The organism is Paractinoplanes globisporus DSM 43857 (assembly GCF_000379645.1).
GTDB classification, from domain to species: domain Bacteria; phylum Actinomycetota; class Actinomycetes; order Mycobacteriales; family Micromonosporaceae; genus Actinoplanes; species Actinoplanes globisporus.
In genome coordinates this window covers 274,666-296,149 of the sequence record NZ_KB903317.1, presented here as the reverse complement: position 1 = coordinate 296,149, position 21,484 = coordinate 274,666, and the positions used below count along the sequence as shown (strand labels likewise).

Below are 21,484 nucleotides of genomic sequence, written 5' to 3'. Positions count from 1 at the left end.
GCATGAGCTGGGTGGTGCGCCTCTTCGAGTGGCGGTACACCTGGGCGCGCATGGTGCTGCTCGACCTCAGCGGGGTGGCCTACCTGGTGTTCGGCCAGGACAACGGGCGGCTCCCGCCGGCCACCCAGTGGGTGCTCGCGGTGATCGCGTTCGCCAGCGCGGTCGGGCTGGGCAGCCGCTGGCCGGTGGTCAACTTCCTGGCCCAGACCGCGCTGCTCGGCGTCGCGCTCTGCGTGATTCACGACCCCACGATCAACCGGGTCGGGTCGAGCTGGGCGCTGGTCGAGGTGGCGCTCTGGGCGAGGCAGCCGCGCACGGTCTGGCTGTGCGTGGCGCTGCTGTTCGGCGTCTACCTCGCGTTCGACGTGCCGGACGCGAAGGCCTCGACGCGCAGCGAGATCTTCGGCGTGCTGGTGCTGCCGGTCGGGCTGCCGCTGCTGCTGGGTCTGCTCATCCGCACCACCCGGCAGCGGGGGCGGGAGGCCCAGCTGCGGGCCGAGTCGGAGAGCCGGGCGGCGCGCGCCGACGAGCGCGGCGCGATCGCCCGGGAGCTGCACGACGTGGTGGCGCATCACGTGGCGTCGATGGTGCTGCGGACCGGCGTGGCGCGGCACGTGATTCCCGGGCTCGACCCGCGGGTGGCCGAGGTGCTCGACGACGTGCACGGCACCGGCACGACCGCGCTCAACGACCTGCGCCGGCTGGTCGAGGTGTTGCGCGATCCGGCCGCGACGCCGGGCGACGCGGCGATGACCGCGATCGAGCCGGGTTCGCTGCCGGCCGCCCTGGCCGCGGCCGTCGACTCGGCCCGCCGCACCGGTCTCACCGTGGAAGCCGACATCGACGAGGAGGTGGGCCGGCTCGATGCCGTACGCGGACTGGCCGTGCTCCGCCTGACCCAGGAGGCTCTGACCAATGTGGCCAAGCACGCCGGAACCACGGCCCGGGCGCGCCTGCGTGTCGCCGTGGAGGACGGCGCCGTGAACTGGGAGGTCAGCGACGACGGCGGCGACGCCCCGATCGGCGCGCCCGGCGGCGGCCACGGCCTGGTCGGGATGCGGGAGCGGGTCGAGGTGCTCGGCGGGCGGCTGAGCGCGGGCCCGTCCGGGAGCGGCTGGCGGGTCGGGACGGTGTTGCCACGATGATCCGGGTGCTGCTCGTGGACGATCAGCCGCTGATCCGGGCGGGCCTGCGCATGCTCTGCGCCGCCGAGCCCGACCTCGAGGTGGTGGGCGAGGCCGGCAACGGGCGCGAGGCGGTGACGCTGGCCGAGCGCCTGACGCCCGACGTCGTGGTGATGGACCTGCGAATGCCGGGGGTCGACGGGATCAGTGCGACCAGCCGCATCCTCGCCGGCCGCCCGGCGATCCGGGTGCTGGTGCTGACCACCTTCGGCGACGACGACCACCTCTACCCGGCCCTGACCGCGGGCGCGTGCGGCTTCCTGCTCAAGGACGCGCCGCCGGCCGAACTGCTCGACGGCATCCGGCGGGCCGCGGCCGGGGACAGCCCGTTCAGCCAGGAGGTACTGCGGAGGCTGGTCAACCGGGCGGTCAGCAATCGGCCGGTGGACAAGAAACCCGTTGAGGGGCTCACGAGCCGCGAGCAGGCCGTGCTCGAGCTGGTCGGTGAGGGGCTGTCCAATGCGGAGATCGCCGAGCGGCTGCACATCGGCGTGACGACGGTGAAGACGCACATCACCGCGCTCATGACCAAAACCAACAGCCCTAATCGCGTACGGCTGGCATTGGTTGCTTTTCGAGCATGAGAAAGGCCGGAGTCCCGTGGCGGCGGGTCTCCGGCCTTCGCTGGGTAAAAGCTATCGCGTCAACGCGGTTTTCGCCCGGTGATTCGCGAGGACGGCGTGGCGTCAGCCCTGACGGCCGTTCCAGCGCGGATTCTTCTTGTTGATCACTACCTGGCGCCCGCGGCGGCGAACGACAACCGAGCCGGGCTTGCTCTTGAGCGACCTGAGCGAGTTGCGAACCTTCATCGTGGAACCTCTCTCCGCGCCCGGCCGGACCGCCCGGCGCGATCAGGGGAACGCCGGCAAAGGGTTGGATATTTCCGGTCCGGAAATGGTCCGGCCGTTCGTCACCCGGGCATGGAGACCTTTCAGATCGACGTTCCGCGGAGCGACCTCGACGACCTGTACGACCGGCTCGACCGCACCCGCTGGCCTTCCGAGGTCGCGGACGCGGGGTGGGATTACGGCGTGCCGCTGCGGTATGTGCGCGAGCTGGCCGAGCACTGGCGGCGCCGCTACGACTGGCGGCGGACCGAGGCGCGGCTCAACGCATACCCGCAGTTTCGCACGGTGATCGACGGCCAGCCGATCCACTTCCTGCACGTGCGCTCGGACCGGCCGGAGGCGCTGCCGCTGATCCTCACGCACGGCTGGCCGGGCTCGGTCGCCGAGTTCCTCGACCTCCTCCCGCTGCTGAGGGAGAACTTCCACCTGGTCGTGCCGTCGCTGCCCGGCTTCGGCTTCTCGGGGCCGACCCGCGAGCGCGGCTGGAATGTCACCCGGATCGCGCGGGCCTGGGTGGAGCTGATGGGGCGCCTGGGCTACGAGCGGTTCGGGGCGGCCGGCAACGACTGGGGGTCGTCGATCTCGCCCGAGGTGGCCCGGATCGCGCCCGAGGCGGTGGTCGGGGCGCATGTGACCCAGCTCTGGACCGACGACGGGCCGGTCGACGACCCGACCCCGGAGGAGCAGGCGGCTCTCGACGACCACGCCTGGTTCGACAAGAACATGAACGCGTACCAGGCCGTGCAGCTGCAGCAGCCGCAGTCGCTCGCGTACGCGCTGACCGACTCGCCGGTGGGGCTGCTCGGCTGGCACTGCCTGATCTACCGGGAGGGCGTGGACGCCGACTACGTGCTGGACAACGTCTCGATCCACTGGCTGACGGGGACGGCGGGCTCGGCGATGCGTCTGTATCGGGAGTTCGCTCTCCAGCCGGTTTTCGACAAAGCCAGTTCCGTGCCGCTGGGGTATGCCCAGTTCCGGGACGACTACCAGCCGATCCGGCGGTTCGCGCCGACCAACGTCACGTCCTGGAACAAATACGACGTCGGCGGGCATTTTGCCGCGCATCAGGTCCCGGGCCTGGTCGCCAAGGATCTGACGGAGTTCTTCGCGGACCTCAAGTAGGTGCCGCGCGCGACCGATCCACCGGCCATGCGCATGAGACTCCTCGGCACCCTGCTCACCGCGGCCGCCGCCGTCGTCGCCGGCACCGCCGTCCCGGCCCAGGCCGCCGCCGAGGGCCGCGTGCTCGGCACCGGCGCCCCGGGCGCCATCCCCGGCCAGTACATCGTCACGCTCCGGACGCCCGACGGCAGCGTCAGCGCGCAGAGCCTCGGCGGGGAGTCGTACCTGAAGCGGATGACCGCCGTCGAGGCCCGGCGTCTCGCCGCCGACCCCGATGTCGCGTACGTCGAGCAGGACCGGATGCTGCACATCGAGGCCACCCAGCGGAACCCGGACTGGGGGCTGGACCGGATCGACCAGCGGCCGGTGAAGGCGTCCAAGACGTACACGCCGATGGACGACGGCAGCGCGGTCCACGCGTACGTGATCGACACCGGCATCCGGATCACCCACCACGAGCTGCGCGGCCGGGCCTCCTACGGCTACGACTTCGTCGACGGCGACGCGGTCGCGCAGGACTGCAACGGGCACGGCACGCACGTCGCCGGCACGATCGGCGGCACCCACTACGGGGTGGCCAAGAAGGTGCGGCTGGTCGCGGTGCGGGTGCTCGACTGCGAGGGCGAGGGCACGCTCTCCGGCGTGATCGCCGGCGTCGACTGGGTGACCGCGCACGCCGCCAAGCCCGCGGTGGCGAACATGAGCCTGGGCGGCGGGCGGAGCACGACCCTCGAGCGTGCGGTCCAGCGTTCGATCAACTCCGGCGTCACGTACGTGGTGGCGGCCGGCAACGAGAACACGAACGCGTCCGCCGAGAGCCCGGCGGCACTGCCCGCGGCGATCACCGTCGCCGCGACCGACCGGACCGACCGCCGCGCGTCGTTCTCCAACTACGGCAGCGTGGTCGACCTGTTCGCGCCGGGCGTGGGCATCCGCTCCTCGGTGGCGACCAGCGACACGGCCGCGGCCACCTACAGCGGCACGTCGATGGCGGCGCCGCACGTGGCCGGGGCGGCCGCGCTGGTGCTCGACGCGGCGCCCGGCTGGACCCCGGCCCAGGTGCGGAACTTCCTCGTCGCGAAGGCCACCACCGGCAAGGTCACCGACCGGAAGGGCTCGCCGAACCGGCTGCTGTTCGTGCCGGCCCCGCCGCCGGCGCCGGTGATCAAGACGAAGGCGGTGACGATGACGGCCGGGCAGGAGTTCTCCGGCCGGCTCGCGGCCAGCCGCACCGGCACCTGGACGCTGGCCGCGGGCACGCTGCCGGCCGGGCTCAAGCTCGCCGCCACCGGCCTGCTGTCGGGGACGCCGGCCGAGGCGGGGACGGTGACGGTCCAGGTGCGGTTCAGCGACTACGTCCCGTACACGATCACCGGAAACCTGACCATCACGGTGAGCTGAATCGGCCCCGCTCGGCGACCGGGGGCACGGCATCGTCGAGCGGGACCTAATCCGGGAAAAACGCTAGACCCCGGGCATGTCAGTCAACTGAGATGAAGCTGTGCGATCGCTGTGCATATGCCTCGGCGATCGCCTTCGACTCGGGTAGGTCCGCCTCGACCACTGGAAGGCCGGGCGCGACCTCCGCGCCGAGCTCGGTGAGCAGCTGCCGCAGCAGCGCCTCGGCGGCGGCCGCCTGCGGCGCCACGCCGGCGGTCACCACCGGGACTGCCCGCTTTCCGGCGAGAGCCTGCGCCGGGAGCTGGTCCAGCAGCACCTTCAGGACGCCGGTGTAGCTGCCCTTGTAGGTCGGGGTCGCCACGACGAGGACCTCGGCCGCGCGCAGCAGCGACACGGCCTCGGCGGTCGGCTCGTCCCCGGGCGTGAGCAGGCCGGCGCCCAACTCGCCCACCTCGATCAGGGTCGGCTCGCCGAGAGCCTCCCCGACCGCGAGGGCCAGTTGGGACGTACGGGATCCGGGCCTGGGGTTGCCGGACACGACGACGATGCGACTCATTTCTCTCCCTTGTTGTTTCCTGCGACGAGGGGCAGGACGTTCTCTCCGAAGCGGTACGCCTCTTCCAGGTGCGGCTGGCCGGAGAGGATGAAGTGGTCGATGCCGAGTGCCTGGTACTCGGCGATGCGGTCCGCGACCTCGGCGTGGCTGCCGACCAGCGCGGTGCCGGCGCCCGGCCGCACCAGGCCGAACCCGGCCCACAGGTTGGGCGAGATCTCGAGCGAGTCGCCGGTGGTGAGGGCGGCCATCCGCCGCTGCCCCTCCGACTCGGTGCGGGCGAACTGCCGGCGGGCCGCCTCGATCTCGTCGGCCGGGACGCGGGCGATCAGACCGCGCGCGACGGCCCACGCCTCCTCGGCGGTGTCCCGGGTGATGACGTGCAGGCGGATCCCGTACGTGAGCTGGCGATTTTCGTCCTTGGCCAGGATGCGCACGGCGTCCAGCTTCGCCGCGACCGCTGCCGGCGGCTCTCCCCAGGTCAGGTAGGTGTCGGCGTGGGCCGCCGCCACCGGCAGGGCGGCCGGCGACGACCCGCCGAAGAACACCGGCGGCACCGGATCGGGCGCGGCCCGCACGGTCGCGTCGACCACGTCGTAGAACTCGCCCCGGAACGTGTACGGCTCGCCCGACCAGGCGCCGCGCACGATCCGGAGGAACTCGGCCGTCCGGGCGTACCGCCGGTCGTGCCCGACGTGGTCGCCGAAGCGGCGCTGCTCGTGCGCCTCGCCCCCGGTCACCACGTTGAGCGCGAGCCGGCCGTCCGAGATGCGCTGGTAGGTGGCGGCCATCTGCGCGGCCAGCGTCGGCGAGAGCAGCCCGGGCCGGAACGCGACCAGGAACTTCAGCCGGCTCGTCTCGCCGAGCAGCGCGGCCGTCGTGAGCCACGCGTCCTCGCAGAACGAGCCGGTCGGGGTGAGCACCCCCTCGAAGCCGACCTGCTCGGCCGCCCGGGCCACCAGCGCGAGGTAGCCGAGGTCCGGCGGCCGGGACGTGTCGGCGGCGAGCCGGGCCTGCCCGCCGCCGACGATGTCGTGGCTGTCGCCGGCGGTCGGCAGGAACCAATGGACGTGGAGCGGCATCAGGCGGCCCGCCCCAGGTGCGTGTAGTGACCGTCGTGGTAGACCAGCGGCGTCGCGCTCAGGTCGTCGTGGTGCTCGCCGGCCTCGGGGGAGGCCAGCACGATCGAGTGGTCGCCGGCCTCGACCCGGCGCACCACCCGGCAGACGATGCGGGCCAGCACGCCGTCGAGCAGCGGCACCCCGTCCGGCCCCGGCCGCCACGCGCCGTGCGTGGCGAAACGGTCGATGCCGCGGGTCGAGAACGTCCGGGCCACGTGCTCCTGCTCCTGGGTGAGCACGTGCACCGCGACCACGTCGGCGGCGGCGACGGCCGGCCAGGCCGAGGCGGTGTGCGCGAGGCAGAACGAGACCAGCGGCGGGTCGAGCGAGACCGAGGTGAACGACGTGGCGGTGAAACCGGCCGGCGGCTGCCCCGGTGCCGTGATCACCACGACGGCGGCGGCGTGGCGGCGGAGCAGCTGCCGGAAGAGGTCGGCGTCCACGAGCGAGGTGACGGTCACGGATCCTCCTTAGCGAGAGGCGCCGGCGAGCTCGCGATGGCGCAGCTCCTGCCGGACGAGGGGGATGAGGTGCCGGCCGTAGTCGACGGCGTCGTCGACCGGGTCGTAGCCGCGGATGAGGATCGTGGTGACGCCGAGGTCGACGTAGTCGAGCAGGGCCTGGGCGACGGTCTCGGGGGAGCCGACCAGCGCGGTGGAGTTGCCCTGGGCGCCGCTGGCGGCGGCGGTGGCCGTCCACAGCGCACGGTCGTGCCGGTCCTGCTTCGAGGCCGCCGCGAGCAGGCGCTGGGAGCCGACGTTCTCGGGGTTCCTGCCTCCGAGCACGCCGGCGAACGGGCCGTTGGCCTTGATGCCGCTCAGGATCCGCCCGGCGCGCTCCCAGGCCAGGTCGTCGGTGGCGGCCAGGATCGGGCGGAACGAGACGCTGATGCCGAGCGGGCCGCGCCCGGCGGCGGCCGCCGAGGCCTGCACCGAGGCGATCTGCTCGGCGGTCTCGGCCAGCGGCTCGCCCCACAGCGCGTAGGTGTCGGCGGTCTTGCCGCCCACCCGGTACGCGGCCGCGGACGACCCGCCGAAGTAGAGCGGGATCCGGTGCGCGGGCTGCACGCCGGGGGTGAAGTCCTCGAACTTGTAGAAGCGGCCCTCGTACGAGAACGCGTCGTTCGAGGACCAGGCGCGGCGCAGGACCGTCAGGTATTCCTCGGTACGCGCGTACCGGTCGTCCTTGCCCAGGTAGTCGCCGTCGCGGCGCTGCTCGGCGTCGGACCCGCCGGTGATCGTGTGCACCGCGACCCGGCCGCCGGTGAACTGGTCGAGCGTGGCGAACGTGCGGGCCGCGAGCGTGGGGGCGACGAAGCCGGGGCGGTGCGCGATCAGCAGACCGATCCGCTCGGTGTGCGCGGCCGCGTACGCGGCGACCTGCGTGGCGTCCGGCGTGGACGACCCGTACGCGACCAGGACGCGGTCGAACCCGGCGTCCTCGTGGGCCCGGGCGAATCTCCGCACGTAGGCGGGGTCGACGACCGGGCCGGCGGACGGCCGGGTCTCCGACTGGTCCCGCGTGGCGATCATGCCGACGAACTCGACAGTCATTGCTGCTCCCATTTGTTGGGAAGAAGAACCGAACACCGTCACCTTCCGCCGCGAAACGCGAGCGAGTCAATGGTTGTCCCATATCCTAGTAAGCCTAGGGAATATGGTTGACATGGCGGAGATGGAGCCGTCAGAGTTGCGGCCATGTCCACTACCGCGATCGCCGGTCCCGCCCGCACGGCGGAGGCCGGGGCGACGCCCCCGAAGAAGCGGGCCGTGCCGTACCGGACGATCTCCTGGACCGTCCCCGTCCTGCTGCTGCTTGCCTGGGAGCTCGCCAGCCGCTCCGGTCTCATCGCCGCCAACGTGTTGCCGGCGCCGAGCTCGGTCGGCACGACCGCGTGGCACCTCACCGAGACCGGCGAGCTGCCGCATCACCTGTGGGAAAGCGTCAAGCGGGCCGCCGTCGGCCTGGCCATCGGCGCCACCGTCGGGCTCGTGCTCGGCGTGCTCACCGGCTTCTCGAAACTCGCCGAGGCGATCATCGACCGGAACATCCAGATCATCCGGGCGATCCCGTTCCTGGCGATCCTGCCGCTGGTGATGGTCTGGTTCGGCGTCGGCGAGAGCGGGCGCTACTTCCTGGTCGCGCTCGGCACCATGTTCCCGATCTACCTCAACACCGTGCTCGGCATCCGGCAGGTCGACCCGAAGCTGCTCGAGATGGGCCGGGTCGTCGGCCTGAACCGGCTCGAGCTGATCCGGGCCGCGATCCTGCCCGGCGCCCTGCCGTCCATCCTGCTCGGCCTGCGCCTGGCGCTCACCAACGCGTGGCTCGCGCTGGTCATCGCCGAGACCGTCGGCGCACCCGCGGGCATCGGCTTCATGGCGACCAACGCCCGGGAGTTCCTGCAGACCGATGTGATCGTGCTGGTCATCGTGCTCTATGCGCTGATCGGCCTGACTACCGATTTGATCGCCCGGGCCCTGGAGCGCCGCTTCCTGGCCTGGCACCCCAATTATCACGGAGGAAAGAAGTGACCCTGTCCCGTCGCAAGCTACTCGGCGCCGCGCTGGCTTTGCCCGTCCTCGCCGCCTGCGGCGACAACGAGGCCGCTGCCTCCGACTCCGGCGGCCGCAAGAAGGTGCGCCTCACCTACGGCGCCATCTCGGTGCCCAAGACCCGCGGCGTCTTCGAGAAGACCCTCAACGACCAGGGCATCGACGTCGAGTGGGTCGGGCCGTTCCCCAACCACGCGCCCACCCTGCAGGCCGTCGCCACCAACACCGCCGACTTCAGCTTCGGCGGCAGCTCCACCCCGGCCGACCAGGCGCTGCTCTCCGGCAACAAGCTCGTCTACGTGGCGTGGTCGAAATCGACGCCGCGCACCAGCTCGATCATCGCGCTGCCGAACAGCGGCATCACCGGCGTGAAGGACCTGGCCGGCAAGAAGGTCGCCGTCAACAAGGCCGGGCTCGGCGAGTTCCTGCTGGTGGCCGCCCTGGAGAAGTACAACGTGCCGCGCGACTCGGTGACCTTCACCTACCTCAACCCGCCGGACGCGGCGCCCGCCTTCGGCAGCGGCAAGGTCGACGCGTGGTCGATCTGGTCCGGCCCGCTCGAGCTGGCCGAGGTGCAGTACGGCGCCAAGCGGATCTTCGTGGACGGCGACGAGCTCGACAAGCAGATCGACTTCGGCAGCTACCTGGTCCGCGACGACTACGCCAAGAAGGAGGCCGACACGATCCGCAAGGTCATCGCGGCGTACAAGGCCGAGCAGGACTGGGCCAACGCGAACCCGGCCGAGGCGCAGAAGATCGGCAACGCGGTCTCGAAGTACCCGCAGGCCGTCGTGGACAAGCTGGTCGGCGAGAACGTCCAGGTCACCTGGAGCCTGATCAACGACGAGGGCATCGCCCAGCTGCAGGCCGGCGCCGACTGGCTGAGCGACCACAAGGTGCTGAGCGACAAGATCAATATCGCCGACCACGCGGTGAAGCTGTGAGTACCGTCGTCGCGTCCCGGGTGACCCGCCGCTACGGCGAGCGCACCGTGCTGGACGGCCTCGACCTGGAGATCGAGCGGGGCGAGTTCGTCGCCCTGCTCGGCAAGAGCGGCTGCGGCAAGACCACGCTGCTGCGGGCGCTGGCCGGGCTCGACCCGGTCGACGGCGGCACGCTCGAGGTCCCCGAGCGGCGCACCGTCGTCTTCCAGGAGCACCGGCTGCTGCCCTGGTGGAAGGTCTGGCGCAACGTGGCCATCGGCCTGCCCCGAGCCACCGCCCGCGCCCGGGCGCAGTCGGCGCTGGAAGAGGTCGGGCTCGACAAGCACGCCGACGCCTGGCCGGTCACCCTGTCCGGCGGCGAGGCGCAGCGGGTGGCGCTGGCCCGGGCCCTCGTCCGCGAACCGGAGCTGCTCCTGCTCGACGAGCCGTTCGCGGCCCTCGACGCGCTGACCCGGCTGCGGATGCACGGGCTGGTGCGCGACCTGACCACCCGGCACCGGCCGGCCGTGCTGCTGGTCACCCACGACGTCGACGAGGCGATCCTGCTCGCCGACCGGGTGCTGACCATGCGCGACGGGCGGATCGCCGCGGCTCACGAGGTAGCGTCCGAGGCTCGTGACCGTGGCTCGGCCCCCTTCGCCGCACTGCGCCACGCGCTGCTCGGGGAGCTGGGGGTCGTCGAACCCTTGGAGCACGCATGACCGACCACTTTCACCAGAAGCTGCACCACGTCGTGCCGACCGGGCTCTCCGGCGACACGGCCCAGACGAGCGGGATGACCCGGGTCGAGGCGATCAGCGGCAAGACCGTCGGCAGCGACGCGCTGTGGATGGGCGAGACGCATGTGGCCGCCTCGACGGCCAGTGGCGACCATCACCACGGCGAATCGGAAACGGCGATCTACGTCGTACGGGGAAATCCGGTCTTTGTGTTTTACGACGCGGAGGCGGCCGCCGAGAAGAGGCTCGAGACCAAGCCGGGCGACTACATCTTCGTCCCGCCGTGGGTCCCGCACCGGGAGGAGAACCCCGACCCGGAGAACGAGGCCGTCGTGGTGATCGCCAGAACCACCCAAGAGGCGATCGTCGTCAACCTGCCGTCGCTGAAACCCTAGGAGGCGCCATGTCCGCACTCGCCGTCGCACACCCTCGGCGGGTACACCTGCGGCCCGTACCCGATCTGGCGCCGGAACCACCGGTGACCGTGACCATCAGCATCGCGGGGGGAGCGGCCGCCGGCCGCGACCGCGTCCTCGCCGCCCTCCGTGACCTCGTCGACCTGGCCGGAACCGCGGTCGAGGTCGAGGTCGACGGGGGGATCCGGCTCGACCCGGGCGCGCGCACCGCGATCCGCGACGGGCTGCCGCTGGAGCTGAGCCGGCTCGAGTTCGACCTGCTGCTGTTCCTCGCGCGGCACCCGCGGCAGGTGTTCAGTCGCAGCCAGCTGCTCACGCAGGTGTGGGGGCACACGCACACGACGAACCGGACGGTCGACGTGCACGTGAGCCGGCTGCGCACCAAGCTCGACGACCCCGAGGTGGTCACCACGGTCTACGGCCTCGGCTACCGGCTGGCCGACGAGGCAGCGGTGACGGTGGTCTGAGATGGCGCGCAAGACGGTGGCGGTGGTGGGTGGCGGGTGCGCGGGCGTGCTCGCCACGCGGGAGCTGCTGCGATGTAGCGACGACCGGGTCGTGCTGATCGAGCCGGACACGCCGGGCGGGGGGCTGGCCTACGGGTCGGCCCGCCCGTGGCACCTGCTGAACTCCCGGGCCGGCGCGATGAGCGCCGATGTTTCCGACATGTCGGATTTCAGCAGGTGGGCGTCCGTGGCTCCGGGCGATTTCGCGCCCCGAGCGACTTATGGCCGCTATCTTTCGGACGTCTTCGCTCGGACGGCAGCGGCTCACTCCGATCGCCTGGAGGTGGTCGCCGACCGGGCCTGCCGCCTGGCCTCCGACGGAATTTATACCGAAAAAAGTGGTAAAATTAGGGCAGACGAGGTCGTGGTGGCCGTGGGCAACCCCGCGCCTGCCGAGCCCTTCACCGATCATCCCGACTACATCGCCGACCCGTGGCGCCCGGGGGTCCTCGACGCGATCCCCTCCGACGTCCCGGTCCTGCTGATCGGCGCCGGCCTCACCGCCGTCGACGTGGTGCTCACGCTGACCGCCGACGGCAACCGCGACGCCCCGATCACCGCCGTGAGCCGGCGGGGGCAGCTCCCGCTGACCCACACGGTTTCCGCCGCACCGCTCACTTCCCTGGCACTGGACGAACCCCGGACGCTCCGGGACCTTGTCCGTTTTGTCCGTCAGGCCGCGGCCGAGGCCGGCGACTGGCGCGCGGTCGTCGACGGCCTGCGCCCCAGCATCGACCGCCTCTGGAGCGGCCTCACCCCCGCCGAGCAGGAGGCCTTCCTCCGGCACCTGGCCCGGCCCTGGGAGTGTCACCGGCACCGGATGGCCCCCTCCGTCGGCGCCCGCGTGGCCACTCTGCGCGAGGAGGGCCGCCTCGAGGTCCGCGCCGGCGGCATCCGCTCGATGACCGCGCCGCCCGCCGGTGGCCTGCTGGTCGAGCTCGAGGCCGGCGTCCAGTGGTTCGGCGCCGTCGTCAACTGCGCGGGTCCCGGCCGCCTCCCCGGCGCCGCCGGCCCGTTCGCCGGTGGCCTGCTGCGCGACGGCCACGCCCGGGTCGGCCCGCACGGACTCGGCCTGGACATCGACGCCCGCGGGCGCCTGATCGGCGCGGACGGCCGGGTGAACGACAACCTCTGGCTGATCGGCCCGCTGCGCCGCGGCGCGCTCTGGGAGACCACCGCCGTCCCGGAAATCCGCGCCCAAGCCGGTGCATTGATCGACAGAGTTAAATAATTCATCCCGGTTCGGTCATATGCCCGCGGTATGGTCGCGGTGTTTGCGCAGGTCAGGCTTGAATTGATGAACGTCGCAGCAATAATCGCCCGGTTGTGTACATATTGAGAACTGTCGATACTGCGGGAGCACGATACGCCCTCACCCCCCTGGGAGGAACAAAGTGCTCACCCGGAAGCTGCGCCGACCGATCGTCGGCCTGGCCGCGTGCATGCTCGTCGGCTCCGCGTTCGTCGCGTCACCCGCGTCGGCCGCCCCCTCGGCCGGCGACGCCTCGTTCGCGCCGTCCGCCCTCGCCTCGAAGCTCGACGCACAGTTCGGCAGCCAGACCGCCGGCTCGTACATCGACGGCGCGGGCAAGGTCGTCGTCAACGTCACCGACGCCGCCACGGCCCGTTCCGTGACCGCCGCCGGCGCCACCGCGCGCTTCGTCGCCCACACCGGCACCGAGCTGGCCGCGGCGAACGACAGCCTCACGGCCACCCTGAAGACCCCCGGCACCGCGTTCGCCGTCGACCCGGTCAGCAACCAGGTCGTGGTCAGCGTCGACAGCACGGTCACCGGCGCCAAGCTGGCCGCGGTCAAGGCCACGGTCGCCAAGCTCGGCGACAAGGCCCGCATCGAGTCGATCTCCGGCAGCCTGAGCGTGGAGATCTCCGGCGGCGACGCCATCTACGTCAGCGGCGCCCGGTGCTCGCTCGGCTTCAACGTCCGCAGCAGCTCCGGCACGAACTACTTCCTGACCGCCGGCCACTGCACGAACATCGGCTCGACCTGGACCAACGGCTCGACCACCCTCGGCACCCGCGCGGGCACGAGCTTCCCCGGCAACGACTACGGCATCGTCCGCTACACCAACACGACGATCACCAAGTCCGGCGCCGTCGGCTCCCAGGACATCACCTCCGCCAGCACCCCGGCCGTCGGCGCCACCGTCAACCGCCGCGGTTCGACGACCGGCATCCACTCCGGTCGCGTCACGGCCCTGAACAGCACGGTCAACTACGCCGAGGGCTCCGTCTCCGGCCTGATCCGCACCACCGTCTGCGCCGAGCCCGGCGACAGCGGCGGCCCGCTCTACTCCGGCACGACGGCCCTGGGCCTCACCTCCGGCGGCAGCGGCAACTGCTCCTCCGGCGGCGTGACCTATTTCCAGCCGGTCACCGAGCCCCTGAGCGTCTACGGCGTCTCGGTCTTCTAGGCCCGCTACGGCTGGGCGCTGCACAAGGGAACGGCCTCGCTTCCGGCGAGGCCGTTTCTCATTCCCCTCATATCGTACGAATCGACGCAGAGTCCCGTGGCGCCGGGCATCGGCCACCTGCACCCTCACCCTCCGCGCCCCGCCATCCGGGCGGGCCCGTCCCCTAACGCCGGCGTGCTCGTGTGCGCGCCATCGGACACGATCGCCGGGCTAATTAACGATCGTTAATGGTCTTGAAATGTGGCATTCTGCCACTTGCCAAACTGCTATGTGGCGTTCGTTTTTCGGAGTCGTTCCCGCGTTCATTCACTGCGGTGTGGGTGGCTTTGTTGGACGTCCGTGCCGCACTATACAGATGAGGAGGTCTCGGCTCGCCGACGATGTCAATTCCCGGCGCCCGGACTCCGGCGGTGTGAACCGTCTCCTCGGCGGCCGGGTGGCGGGGAGGTGAGGTCCGTGAAGGCGGACGGCGCAATGGGGCCCTATCGAAATCGTGCCCTGATGCGATTCTCGTTCGGGCTGGTCGTTCTCGCCGCTGCCACTCTGTTGACGTTGCTCGGTGGAGTCGGGGCGGCCGTGGTTGTCGGACAGCGCGCTGCCGCCGACGATTGGGGCAGGTGGAGCGACGTAGGTCAGACGTTCGGCGTCCTGAGCTCGATCATCAGCGGACTCACCCTGGTCGCTGTGGTCATTGCCGCACGAGTCCAGTTCCAGGAGCTGCGCCGCAGCGCCGCTGCCGACCTCAGCATGCTGCACCTTGAGATCCTCAAGATGAGCATAAACGATCAGCAGTTGGCCGAGGTCTGGCCGGCGTTTCAGCCGGGATTATCGGCCGAGAGCAACCGCCAATTCCTGTACGCCAATATCATTTATCAGTTCCACTGGACGTCGCTCAAGCTCAACAAGGCGAGCGATGAGGAGATATTCGGCAGCATGCGGTACCTCTTCACCAGCACTCTGATGCGCAAGTACTGGGCGGCCGCCGCGCGGGCCAGAACCTCTCTGGCGCCGGGAAGCCCGGAGTACGCGTTCGCGAAGAAGTTGGACGATCTTTGCCAGGATTACGAAGCTGCCGTTGCCACGTCCGATCGCGGTTCCCGCCATCCCACGGCGCCAGATCCCTCTGAATCACCCGATTTGACCGAAAAGGGCGCCCGGGTGCCCGTCGCCGACTAGGCTCGTGCCAGCGCTTTCGGTGGCCTGAGCCCGACAGGTTGCCAGCACCTCGGTCAACGGACACCATGTGCGCCGTACCTTTCGCCGCGTGGCGTTGCTTGAACAGCAACGCGCTCGTGGGCAGACTGGGCGCGCCCTGATCAATGGTCGGTTGCAACAGTGAGGGAAAGGCAGCCCCGTGGAGTTCGTGCGCCGGCTCGGGCGATCGCCGCGTGAACGTGGCTCGTTGAACAACGGAACGTGCCCGGACGTCTTTGAGCTCTCGAGCGGCGACTTCGCGGTAATCGGCACTGACATGACTGAGGCGCTGGAGGGCAAGTTGCCGCCGGACGCGGCTCGCGCGAACTACGAGCGGATCGTGGTGGTGTCGCGAGAGACGTTCCTCGCGGCGAAACACGACATCCCTGAAGCCTGACCGGAACTCGGTGGGTCGCTTCCGTCGGCCGTGATGCGGAGCGCCGATCCCTCGTCGACTGTTCCACAAGGGACAGTTCGCCCGCAGAATGGGGCGATGGCGACGGTCGGGGCGGAGCGCAAGGTTGGGCGGGGCGAGCTGGCGCCGGGGTGTCCCGCGCAGGTGGGGGACGATCGGGTCTGGCGGATCCAGGACTACCAGACGGCGAAAGAGTTCTTGCGGCAAACCGATACCCGGCAGGCCGGGTTCGGGATCGAGGGGGTCAAGCGGTTCGCTCGGGGGATGCGCCTGGCCGTGCTCTACCGGGACGGGCCCGAGCATCGGGAGCACCGGCGGCAGACCGCCAAGTACTTCACGCCGAAGCGAGTCGACGCCGCCTATCGGGATCTGATGAACCGGCTGGCGGACGAGCAGTGCGCGCGGCTCACCACGGCCGAGGTGACCATCGGCGACGTGACGATCCCGGCCGGCGCGATGGTCGACGTGGGTGTGGCCGCGGCCAACGCCGACCCGGAGGCGATGGGCGACGATCCGCAGCGGGTCTGCCCGGGCCGCGAGCTGGCCGACGGCGTACCGGATGCGGTGCTTTCGTTCGGGGACGGCGCGCATCGCTGCCCGGGCGCGTACATCGCGATCCAGGAGACCGACATCTTCCTGAGCAAGTTGTTCGCGCTCGAGGGACTGCGGATGGTCCACGAGCCCGAGGTGCGGATCCGGCCCGAGATCGCCGCCTACGAGCTGGTCGGCTTGGTCGTGGAGGAGTCCGGGTGAGCGATTTCTACCCGCGGCTGCGGGCGGGGGAGCGGGAGATGCTCGAGCAGTTTCTCGAGCAGCACCGCGAGTCGATCCTTCGCGCGCTCGACGGGCTCGACGACGCGGACGCGCGGCGGCGGCTTCTGCCTAGCACCGCCATGACTATCGGCGGGATTGTGAAGCACCTGGCGCATATGGAGGACCTCTGGTTCACGCACAAGTTCGCGGGGCGGGACTATCCGCCGCCGTGGCCGGGCGGGGACGAAGAGTGGGCGTGGCGGTCGGCGGCCGAGGATTCGGTGGGTGAGTTGCGAGCGCTTTACGCGGCGGCCTGCGGGCGGAGCCGGGCGGTGGCCGCCGAGCACCCGAGTCTCGATGCGACCGCGGCGCTGCCGTCGTTCGGGAAGGGGCCGGTGAGTCTGCGCTGGCTCCACATTCACCTGATCCGGGAGACGGCGCAGCACCGCGGTCACGTGGACACGATGCTTGACGTCGTACGAAATCGGGCTTGAGGTTTCAGCGATCTTCGATTTTGTCCTCGCCGCGGCGCCGGAGCATTTTCAGGCCGGGGATGCCGGCGATGGCCAGGCGAAGGTCTTCCGTTACCTCGAGCAGTTTGTGCAGGTCGGGGCCGACCTGGTCGAGCTTGGCCAGCAGCGGCATCACGTCGTCGGTCAGGTGCTCGCGCAGCCTCGGCAGCTCGTCGACCATGCGGATCGCGGCGGTCACCTCGTCGGGCGACAGCTCGTTCACGAAACGGGCCGCCAGTGGGGCGCCCTTGCGCAGCGTCTCCGCGTACGCGTCGAGAAGCTCGGTGGCGTCGGTCGCGGCCGTCTCGACCCGCCGGACCACCGCGGTCGCGTCGGTGGTGATGCCGCCGGCCGTCTCGATCACGCCCTGGGCCGCGTGGCTGAGCGTCGACGCCTGGGTGACCACCCCGGCCGCGGCGTCCGTGATGCCCGCGGCCTCGCCGACAATTGCCGACGCGGCGTGCGTGATGCCGCCGGCCTGCCCGACGACGGCCGAGGCCGCCTCGGTGATGCCCTCCGCCTTGGCGATCACACCGGTGGCGGCGGCCGTGATCACGCCGGCGTTCGCGACCACCTCGGTGGCGGCGACGGTGATGGTCCGAGCGTCTCCGACCACTTCGGTGGCGGCGCTCGTGATGGTCCGGGCGTCTCCGACCACTTCGGTGGCGGCGCCGGTGATCGTCCGGGCGTCGGCGACCACCAGCTCCGCCTCGTCGACGATCGTGGTTACTCGGCGGATCAGGGCCTCGGCCTCGTCGGCGAGCACGGTGATCCGGGTGACCAGCAGCTCGGTCTGGCCGAGCACGCCCAGCGCCCGCATGGGGATCGTGGCGGCGGCCGCGGCGGTCTCCACCACCTGACCGATCGCGGTGCGGGCGACATCGGCCAGCGCGGCGGGTGACACCAACGGGAAGCGCATGCCACCATCATGCGCCCGGAAGGCATCCTCGGCGTGTCGTGACCGCCGGTGAGCGAAGCTGTTCCATGGGTCGAAAGTCTCTGTCAACTTCATATGCACCGGAGGTCGGCACGAGCATCGCTGGCGCGGGCACGGCACTATGGCCGGGTGCGTACTCGTAGCTGGATCTTGACGGTGGCGGCTGTGGGGGTCCTGGGAGGTGCCGGGTTGGTCGGCGTGGGCATGACACACGGCGACTCCGGTGGCGCGCTGCCGCTGTCCGGCACGTTCCGTGATCAGCCGGCCGCCACGAAGGCGACGCCGACGCCGACCGGGCCCAGCCCCGAGGAACTGGCCGCCCAGGAACGCGCCAAGCGGGTGACGGCCCTGAACGCGGCGCTGAAGAAGTACGCGGCCACGGTTCCCGAGTTCTCGGTGGCGGTGCTCGACCGCAAGACCGGGCAGAAGTACTCGTACCGCGGAACCGAGAAATATGAGACCGCGAGCGTCGTCAAGGTGCAGGTGCTCGCCTGCCTGCTGCTGACCGCCCAGGACAACCAGCGCGACCTGACCTCGAACGAGCTGGCCCTGGCCAAGCGGATGATCCGGCTCAGCGACAACGACGCCACGACCTCACTGTTCGCGAAACTCGGCAAGGCGTCCGCGATCACCAGGTGCAACAAGCGGCTCGGCCTGACCCAGACCACCGTCAACAGCGCCTGGGGCCTCACCCGGACCACCGTCGACGACCAGGTGAAACTGCTCTCCGAGCTGGTCGACACCAAGGGCCCGCTCGACCAGGACTCCCGCGACCTGGCCCACGAGCTGATGAGCACGGTCGACGAGGAGCAGGACTGGGGCGTCCCGGCCGCGGCCAGGACCGGCGAAAAGTTCACGGTCAAGAACGGCTGGCTGCCCCGCTCGACCGAGAACAATCGCTGGATCATCAACACGGTGGGGCGGATCACCGGCGACGACACCGATGTCTCGATCGCGGTGCTCTCGCACGGTCATGCCTCGATGTCCGGTGGCATCGCCGTGGTGGAGAAGGCGGCCAAGCTCACCCGGCAGTACCTCAAGTACTGAGGCAACGTTTTCGGCCCGCCGGCGCGTCTTAGTGGTTGTGCACGGCTCATGGGTTGTGCACGGCGACCCGCTCTCGACTACAGCGACAGTGATCCCTACGATCACGGCGGTCGTATTCCTCTCCAGCGACATCAGTCCGGCCGCGAGGCCCGTCACCCCTGGGTTGAGAGAGTCATGGTTCAGCGACGTAAGGTCATCCTCGGGGCGGTGGGCGCCGCCGCCGGGCTCGCTGTCGCCGGTTGTGGCGGCAAGGGCTCCAAGGGCGCGCTCAATCCGGTCGCCGGCAGCTGGCACTCGGCCGCCGCGCCGTCCGCCGCCCCGATCACGCTGACCGTGAGCCCCGCGGCGGGCAAGGCCGACGTGTCGCCGGCCGACGACGTCACCGTCTCGGTCGACGGCGGCAAGCTTCAGTCGGTCAGCGTCGTCTCGGGTTCGAAGAAGCTCGGCGGCGCGGTGGCGGACGACGGCGTGACGTGGCGGTCCACCGGCAGCATGGCGTACGGCGCGACCTACAAGGTGACCGCCTCGATCCTCGACAGCACCGGCGCCCAGGTCCAGAAGACGTCCAGCTTCACGACGCTCAAGCCGAAGTCGGTCGCCGGGATCACCTTCCAGGCCAACGGACTGGCCTCGCTGAAGACCGGCGGCACGTACGGCATCGGCCAGCCGGTGATCGTGGCCTTCAGCAAGTCGGTGAAGGACCGGGCCGCCGCCGAGAAGGCGATCACGGTCGAGACCACGCCGTCGGTGCCCGGCAAGTTCTTCTGGGTCAACAACACGATCGTGCACTGGCGGCCCGCGAAGTACTGGGCGAAGGGCACCACGATCAAGGTGAGCGTCAAGGCCCTCGGCGTGCACCTGGGCAACGGCGTCTACGGCAAGACCAACGCCACGACGCACTTCACCATCGGCCGCGCCCTCGTCGCCATCAGCGACAACAATTCCCACCGTACGAAGGTGTACGTCGACGGCAAGATGGTGCGCGACATGGCCTGCAGCAACGGCCGCGGCGGCTACACGAAGGCGGCGGACGGCCACCAGATCCACTTCTGGACGCAGAACGGCCCGCACGTGGTGCTCTCGAAGGAGCGCACGCACAGCATGAGCTCGGCCAGCTACGGCCTGACCGACCCGAACAACCCGTACTTCTACGCGCCCGAGGACGTCCAGTTCTGCACCCGCATCTCCTACTCGGGCGAGTTCCTGCACGCCGCCCCGTGGAACCACTCGCTGGGCCGGGCCAACATCTCCCACGGCTGCGTCAATCTGGGCGAGACCGACGCCGAGTGGGTCTACCGCAACTTCCTGATCGGCGATGTGGTCCAGGTCAACAACAGCCCGAAGGAACTCCCGATCACCGACGGCCTCGGCGACTGGACGGTCTCCTACGACAAGTACGGCAACTGACCCGCCTACGATCGCGGCGTGATGACTGCCGACGACCGGGCGGCGAAGGCCGACCGGGTGCTGGACGCGTTCCACGACCTGGCCACCCATCAACCCGAGCTCGCCCGCGACCTGCTGGGCCGGGTCCTCGACTCCATCCGCGACATGCACAAGCGGCTCACCCGCGACCTCGTCCTGTCGGCCCTGCTCGTGCTCCTGTTCGAGCTGCTGAACCGGAACCTCATCGGCGAGGCCTCGGCCGTGGGTGTCAAAGTCTCGAAGCTCGGCGAGCTGAAGTACCTGATCCCGATCGCCGTCGGTTTCCTGCTCTTCCGGGTCGCGGCGCTGCTGATCGAGCGCAACATTTCCTGGGACGCCTACACCGCGTACTGCAACACCGCGTATCCCCAGGTCAAGAACTCGCACCTGATCAACTTCATCGTCCCCTTCGGCTACGTCGTGTCGACCGGCCCGGTGCCGGAGCCGTTCTCGGGCGGATGGCCCAAGGCCTACCGCATGTTCCTGACGTTCGCCGAGGTCTTTCTGCTGGCGATCGCGGTGCCGATCGGCTTCATCACGTACGCGGTCGTGCAGCTCTTCCGGCAGGGCGAGCCGCCGCACATCGCCGCGATCGTGGTCGCGGTCGTCTCGGGCGCGCTCCTGCTCGCGGCGTACGTCAATTTCTTCTCCGCGGTCGGCAGCAGCGCCGCGATCGACGAGGCACTCCGGAGGCGGGGAGCGGCACCGCTCTCGGGAGCCGAGTAGAGGTGCGCTCAGCCGAGCGTCAGCGGGCGCAGTCCGGCCCGCGCCAGGGCGGCCGCCTCGGCGTCGGAGACCGGTGCGCGGCCGGTCGTCCTGCGCAGCAGCGTGACGGGATCCCAGCCGAGGCCGGCGACGGCGTGGCGCCATTGCGGGCCGAAGAGCAGCTCCTGGAGGTGCTCCGCGGCCGGGGTCGTCAGCCACGCCGGGCGGTTCAGGGCGTCGGCGACATCGAGACCGTGCACGGCCACCTCGACCACCCGGGTGGTGAGGAAATCCGACAGCAGCATCGCGTCGTCGTGGCGGGTTCGCACCAGGCGGTCGGGTGATTCGTGGCGGGCGGCGGCGAGCGCGGCCTGTGCCGCCGCCTTCAGGTCGGCGGTGAGGCCGCCGCTGGTGGCCGCCCGGCCGTGCGCGGTGTCGACACGGTCGGCGTTGGCCGCGTCGCTGAAGCGGTGGTCCGGGCGGTAGTAGGCGGTCGCCGTGGTGTCGGCGCGTTCCGGCGTCGGCGCGGCGACCATCGCGGGCACCCTGCTCAGCGCCGTGATGACGTGGCCGACCAGGTCGCGTACCGGCCAGGGCGTGCAGCGGGTGGGCAGCTCCCACTCCGCGGGCGTGAGGCCGGCGACGGCGGTGATGAGGGCGCCGGTCTCGGCTTCGAGGGCGGCCAGGACCAC

The 21,484-nt window shown here is 70.6% G+C and carries 25 protein-coding genes; 18 read left to right on the top strand and 7 right to left on the bottom strand.

Features of this window, described 5'->3' with window-relative positions; all coding sequences use genetic code 11:
• The first annotated feature begins 2 nt into the window (after positions 1-2).
• Entirely contained in the window at positions 3-1,145 is a 1,143-nt protein-coding gene (locus tag A3CQ_RS0131340) for a sensor histidine kinase (RefSeq protein WP_040433254.1), read from the top strand.
• Positions 1,142-1,768: a response regulator gene (locus A3CQ_RS0131335; protein ID WP_020514911.1), complete on the top strand. Its 627-nt coding sequence runs from the start codon at positions 1,142-1,144 to the stop codon at positions 1,766-1,768. The genes A3CQ_RS0131340 and A3CQ_RS0131335 overlap by 4 nt, the downstream gene beginning before the upstream one ends.
• Before the next feature lie 102 nt (positions 1,769-1,870).
• Here A3CQ_RS0131335 and A3CQ_RS59515 read toward each other — a convergent pair whose 3' ends face one another.
• Positions 1,871-1,993 carry a 50S ribosomal protein L36 gene (locus tag A3CQ_RS59515; RefSeq protein WP_084699305.1) on the bottom strand — a complete coding sequence of 41 codons (123 nt, stop codon included), beginning with the start codon at positions 1,991-1,993 and terminating at the stop codon, positions 1,871-1,873.
• A gap of 111 nt (positions 1,994-2,104) precedes the next feature.
• On the opposite strand from A3CQ_RS59515, the gene A3CQ_RS0131330 reads away from it, so the two are divergent.
• Together A3CQ_RS0131330 and A3CQ_RS54780 are read left to right on the top strand one after the other, a co-directional pair.
• On the top strand, positions 2,105-3,157 hold the full coding sequence (locus A3CQ_RS0131330) for an epoxide hydrolase family protein (protein WP_020514910.1): 1,053 nt from the start codon (positions 2,105-2,107) through the stop codon (positions 3,155-3,157).
• 27 nt (positions 3,158-3,184) lie between these two features.
• Positions 3,185-4,558 carry a S8 family serine peptidase gene (locus A3CQ_RS54780; protein ID WP_051115411.1) on the top strand — a complete coding sequence of 458 codons (1,374 nt, stop codon included), beginning with the start codon at positions 3,185-3,187 and terminating at the stop codon, positions 4,556-4,558.
• Positions 4,559-4,637: 79 nt separating this feature from the next.
• Here A3CQ_RS54780 and A3CQ_RS0131320 read toward each other — a convergent pair whose 3' ends face one another.
• The 4 genes from A3CQ_RS0131320 to A3CQ_RS0131305 are packed head-to-tail and all read right to left on the bottom strand — an operon-like array spanning position 4,638 to position 7,785.
• Positions 4,638-5,114, bottom strand: a complete 477-nt coding sequence (locus A3CQ_RS0131320) for an NADPH-dependent FMN reductase (RefSeq protein WP_020514908.1) — start codon at positions 5,112-5,114, stop codon at positions 4,638-4,640.
• Positions 5,111-6,193, bottom strand: a complete 1,083-nt coding sequence (locus tag A3CQ_RS0131315) for an LLM class flavin-dependent oxidoreductase (RefSeq protein ID WP_020514907.1) — start codon at positions 6,191-6,193, stop codon at positions 5,111-5,113. The genes A3CQ_RS0131320 and A3CQ_RS0131315 overlap by 4 nt, the downstream gene beginning before the upstream one ends.
• Positions 6,193-6,693 carry a flavin reductase family protein gene (locus tag A3CQ_RS0131310; RefSeq protein ID WP_020514906.1) on the bottom strand — a complete coding sequence of 167 codons (501 nt, stop codon included), beginning with the start codon at positions 6,691-6,693 and terminating at the stop codon, positions 6,193-6,195. Before A3CQ_RS0131310 ends, A3CQ_RS0131315 begins: the two co-directional genes overlap by 1 nt.
• 9 nt (positions 6,694-6,702) lie before the next feature.
• On the bottom strand, positions 6,703-7,785 hold the full coding sequence (locus A3CQ_RS0131305; protein WP_020514905.1) for an LLM class flavin-dependent oxidoreductase: 1,083 nt from the start codon (positions 7,783-7,785) through the stop codon (positions 6,703-6,705).
• 144 nt (positions 7,786-7,929) lie between these two features.
• On the opposite strand from A3CQ_RS0131305, the gene A3CQ_RS0131300 reads away from it, so the two are divergent.
• The 11 genes from A3CQ_RS0131300 (at position 7,930) to A3CQ_RS0131250 (ending at position 16,660) form a co-directional block, all read left to right on the top strand.
• Positions 7,930-8,766, top strand: a complete 837-nt coding sequence (locus A3CQ_RS0131300; protein WP_020514904.1) for an ABC transporter permease subunit — start codon at positions 7,930-7,932, stop codon at positions 8,764-8,766.
• Positions 8,763-9,731: an aliphatic sulfonate ABC transporter substrate-binding protein gene (locus A3CQ_RS0131295; RefSeq protein ID WP_020514903.1), complete on the top strand. Its 969-nt coding sequence runs from the start codon at positions 8,763-8,765 to the stop codon at positions 9,729-9,731. The genes A3CQ_RS0131300 and A3CQ_RS0131295 overlap by 4 nt, the downstream gene beginning before the upstream one ends.
• Complete coding sequence (locus A3CQ_RS54775; protein ID WP_020514902.1) at positions 9,728-10,432, top strand: ABC transporter ATP-binding protein; 705 nt, start codon at positions 9,728-9,730, stop codon at positions 10,430-10,432. Before A3CQ_RS0131295 ends, A3CQ_RS54775 begins: the two co-directional genes overlap by 4 nt.
• Positions 10,429-10,845 carry a cupin domain-containing protein gene (locus tag A3CQ_RS0131285; protein WP_020514901.1) on the top strand — a complete coding sequence of 139 codons (417 nt, stop codon included), beginning with the start codon at positions 10,429-10,431 and terminating at the stop codon, positions 10,843-10,845. The genes A3CQ_RS54775 and A3CQ_RS0131285 overlap by 4 nt, the downstream gene beginning before the upstream one ends.
• 8 nt (positions 10,846-10,853) lie before the next feature.
• Positions 10,854-11,333: a winged helix-turn-helix domain-containing protein gene (locus A3CQ_RS0131280; RefSeq protein WP_020514900.1), complete on the top strand. Its 480-nt coding sequence runs from the start codon at positions 10,854-10,856 to the stop codon at positions 11,331-11,333.
• A gap of 1 nt (position 11,334) precedes the next feature.
• Positions 11,335-12,603, top strand: coding sequence for an FAD/NAD(P)-binding protein (locus A3CQ_RS0131275; RefSeq protein WP_020514899.1), 1,269 nt, complete (start codon positions 11,335-11,337; stop codon positions 12,601-12,603).
• A 211-nt stretch (positions 12,604-12,814) separates the two neighbouring features.
• On the top strand, positions 12,815-13,804 hold the full coding sequence (locus tag A3CQ_RS0131270; protein WP_051115410.1) for a S1 family peptidase: 990 nt from the start codon (positions 12,815-12,817) through the stop codon (positions 13,802-13,804).
• 456 nt (positions 13,805-14,260) lie between these two features.
• Positions 14,261-14,980: a DUF6082 family protein gene (locus tag A3CQ_RS0131265; protein ID WP_157296574.1), complete on the top strand. Its 720-nt coding sequence runs from the start codon at positions 14,261-14,263 to the stop codon at positions 14,978-14,980.
• A 178-nt stretch (positions 14,981-15,158) separates the two neighbouring features.
• Positions 15,159-15,395 carry a hypothetical protein gene (locus A3CQ_RS0131260; protein ID WP_020514896.1) on the top strand — a complete coding sequence of 79 codons (237 nt, stop codon included), beginning with the start codon at positions 15,159-15,161 and terminating at the stop codon, positions 15,393-15,395.
• A 96-nt stretch (positions 15,396-15,491) separates the two neighbouring features.
• A complete protein-coding gene (locus A3CQ_RS0131255; protein ID WP_020514895.1) occupies positions 15,492-16,166 on the top strand; it encodes a cytochrome P450 in 675 nt (224 codons plus the stop codon).
• Positions 16,163-16,660: a DinB family protein gene (locus A3CQ_RS0131250; RefSeq protein WP_020514894.1), complete on the top strand. Its 498-nt coding sequence runs from the start codon at positions 16,163-16,165 to the stop codon at positions 16,658-16,660. The genes A3CQ_RS0131255 and A3CQ_RS0131250 overlap by 4 nt, the downstream gene beginning before the upstream one ends.
• 4 nt (positions 16,661-16,664) lie before the next feature.
• Here A3CQ_RS0131250 and A3CQ_RS0131245 read toward each other — a convergent pair whose 3' ends face one another.
• A complete protein-coding gene (locus tag A3CQ_RS0131245) occupies positions 16,665-17,597 on the bottom strand; it encodes a hypothetical protein (protein WP_020514893.1) in 933 nt (310 codons plus the stop codon).
• A gap of 222 nt (positions 17,598-17,819) precedes the next feature.
• On the opposite strand from A3CQ_RS0131245, the gene A3CQ_RS0131240 reads away from it, so the two are divergent.
• The 3 genes from A3CQ_RS0131240 to A3CQ_RS0131230 all read left to right on the top strand — a co-directional run bounded on the left by A3CQ_RS0131240 (position 17,820) and on the right by A3CQ_RS0131230 (position 20,813).
• The gene (locus A3CQ_RS0131240; protein ID WP_051115408.1) at positions 17,820-18,662 is read left to right on the top strand and encodes a serine hydrolase; all 843 of its coding nucleotides are present in this window, start codon (positions 17,820-17,822) and stop codon (positions 18,660-18,662) included.
• A 174-nt stretch (positions 18,663-18,836) separates the two neighbouring features.
• The gene (locus A3CQ_RS0131235; RefSeq protein WP_026206390.1) at positions 18,837-20,069 is read left to right on the top strand and encodes a L,D-transpeptidase; all 1,233 of its coding nucleotides are present in this window, start codon (positions 18,837-18,839) and stop codon (positions 20,067-20,069) included.
• An 18-nt stretch (positions 20,070-20,087) separates the two neighbouring features.
• Complete coding sequence (locus A3CQ_RS0131230; RefSeq protein ID WP_157296572.1) at positions 20,088-20,813, top strand: hypothetical protein; 726 nt, start codon at positions 20,088-20,090, stop codon at positions 20,811-20,813.
• Between the two features lie 8 nt (positions 20,814-20,821).
• Here the strand turns inward: A3CQ_RS0131230 and A3CQ_RS0131225 are convergent, their stop codons facing one another.
• Complete coding sequence (locus tag A3CQ_RS0131225; RefSeq protein ID WP_020514889.1) at positions 20,822-21,484, bottom strand: maleylpyruvate isomerase N-terminal domain-containing protein; 663 nt, start codon at positions 21,482-21,484, stop codon at positions 20,822-20,824.

Coding starts and splice junctions, on each gene's coding strand:
- A3CQ_RS0131245 (WP_020514893.1), bottom strand. CDS start 17,597: ATGCGCTTCCCGTTGGTGTCACCCGCCGCGCTGGCCGATGTCGCCCGC.
- A3CQ_RS0131315 (WP_020514907.1), bottom strand. CDS start 6,193: ATGCCGCTCCACGTCCATTGGTTCCTGCCGACCGCCGGCGACAGCCAC.
- A3CQ_RS0131270 (WP_051115410.1), top strand. CDS start 12,815: ATGCTCGTCGGCTCCGCGTTCGTCGCGTCACCCGCGTCGGCCGCCCCC.
- A3CQ_RS0131335 (WP_020514911.1), top strand. CDS start 1,142: ATGATCCGGGTGCTGCTCGTGGACGATCAGCCGCTGATCCGGGCGGGC.
- A3CQ_RS54780 (WP_051115411.1), top strand. CDS start 3,185: ATGCGCATGAGACTCCTCGGCACCCTGCTCACCGCGGCCGCCGCCGTC.
- A3CQ_RS0131320 (WP_020514908.1), bottom strand. CDS start 5,114: ATGAGTCGCATCGTCGTCGTGTCCGGCAACCCCAGGCCCGGATCCCGT.
- A3CQ_RS0131255 (WP_020514895.1), top strand. CDS start 15,492: ATGGCGACGGTCGGGGCGGAGCGCAAGGTTGGGCGGGGCGAGCTGGCG.
- A3CQ_RS0131305 (WP_020514905.1), bottom strand. CDS start 7,785: ATGACTGTCGAGTTCGTCGGCATGATCGCCACGCGGGACCAGTCGGAG.
- A3CQ_RS0131235 (WP_026206390.1), top strand. CDS start 18,837: ATGGTTCAGCGACGTAAGGTCATCCTCGGGGCGGTGGGCGCCGCCGCC.
- A3CQ_RS59515 (WP_084699305.1), bottom strand. CDS start 1,993: ATGAAGGTTCGCAACTCGCTCAGGTCGCTCAAGAGCAAGCCCGGCTCG.
- A3CQ_RS0131300 (WP_020514904.1), top strand. CDS start 7,930: ATGTCCACTACCGCGATCGCCGGTCCCGCCCGCACGGCGGAGGCCGGG.
- A3CQ_RS0131330 (WP_020514910.1), top strand. CDS start 2,105: ATGGAGACCTTTCAGATCGACGTTCCGCGGAGCGACCTCGACGACCTG.
- A3CQ_RS0131285 (WP_020514901.1), top strand. CDS start 10,429: ATGACCGACCACTTTCACCAGAAGCTGCACCACGTCGTGCCGACCGGG.
- A3CQ_RS0131280 (WP_020514900.1), top strand. CDS start 10,854: ATGTCCGCACTCGCCGTCGCACACCCTCGGCGGGTACACCTGCGGCCC.
- A3CQ_RS0131340 (WP_040433254.1), top strand. CDS start 3: ATGAGCTGGGTGGTGCGCCTCTTCGAGTGGCGGTACACCTGGGCGCGC.
- A3CQ_RS0131240 (WP_051115408.1), top strand. CDS start 17,820: ATGACACACGGCGACTCCGGTGGCGCGCTGCCGCTGTCCGGCACGTTC.
- A3CQ_RS0131275 (WP_020514899.1), top strand. CDS start 11,335: ATGGCGCGCAAGACGGTGGCGGTGGTGGGTGGCGGGTGCGCGGGCGTG.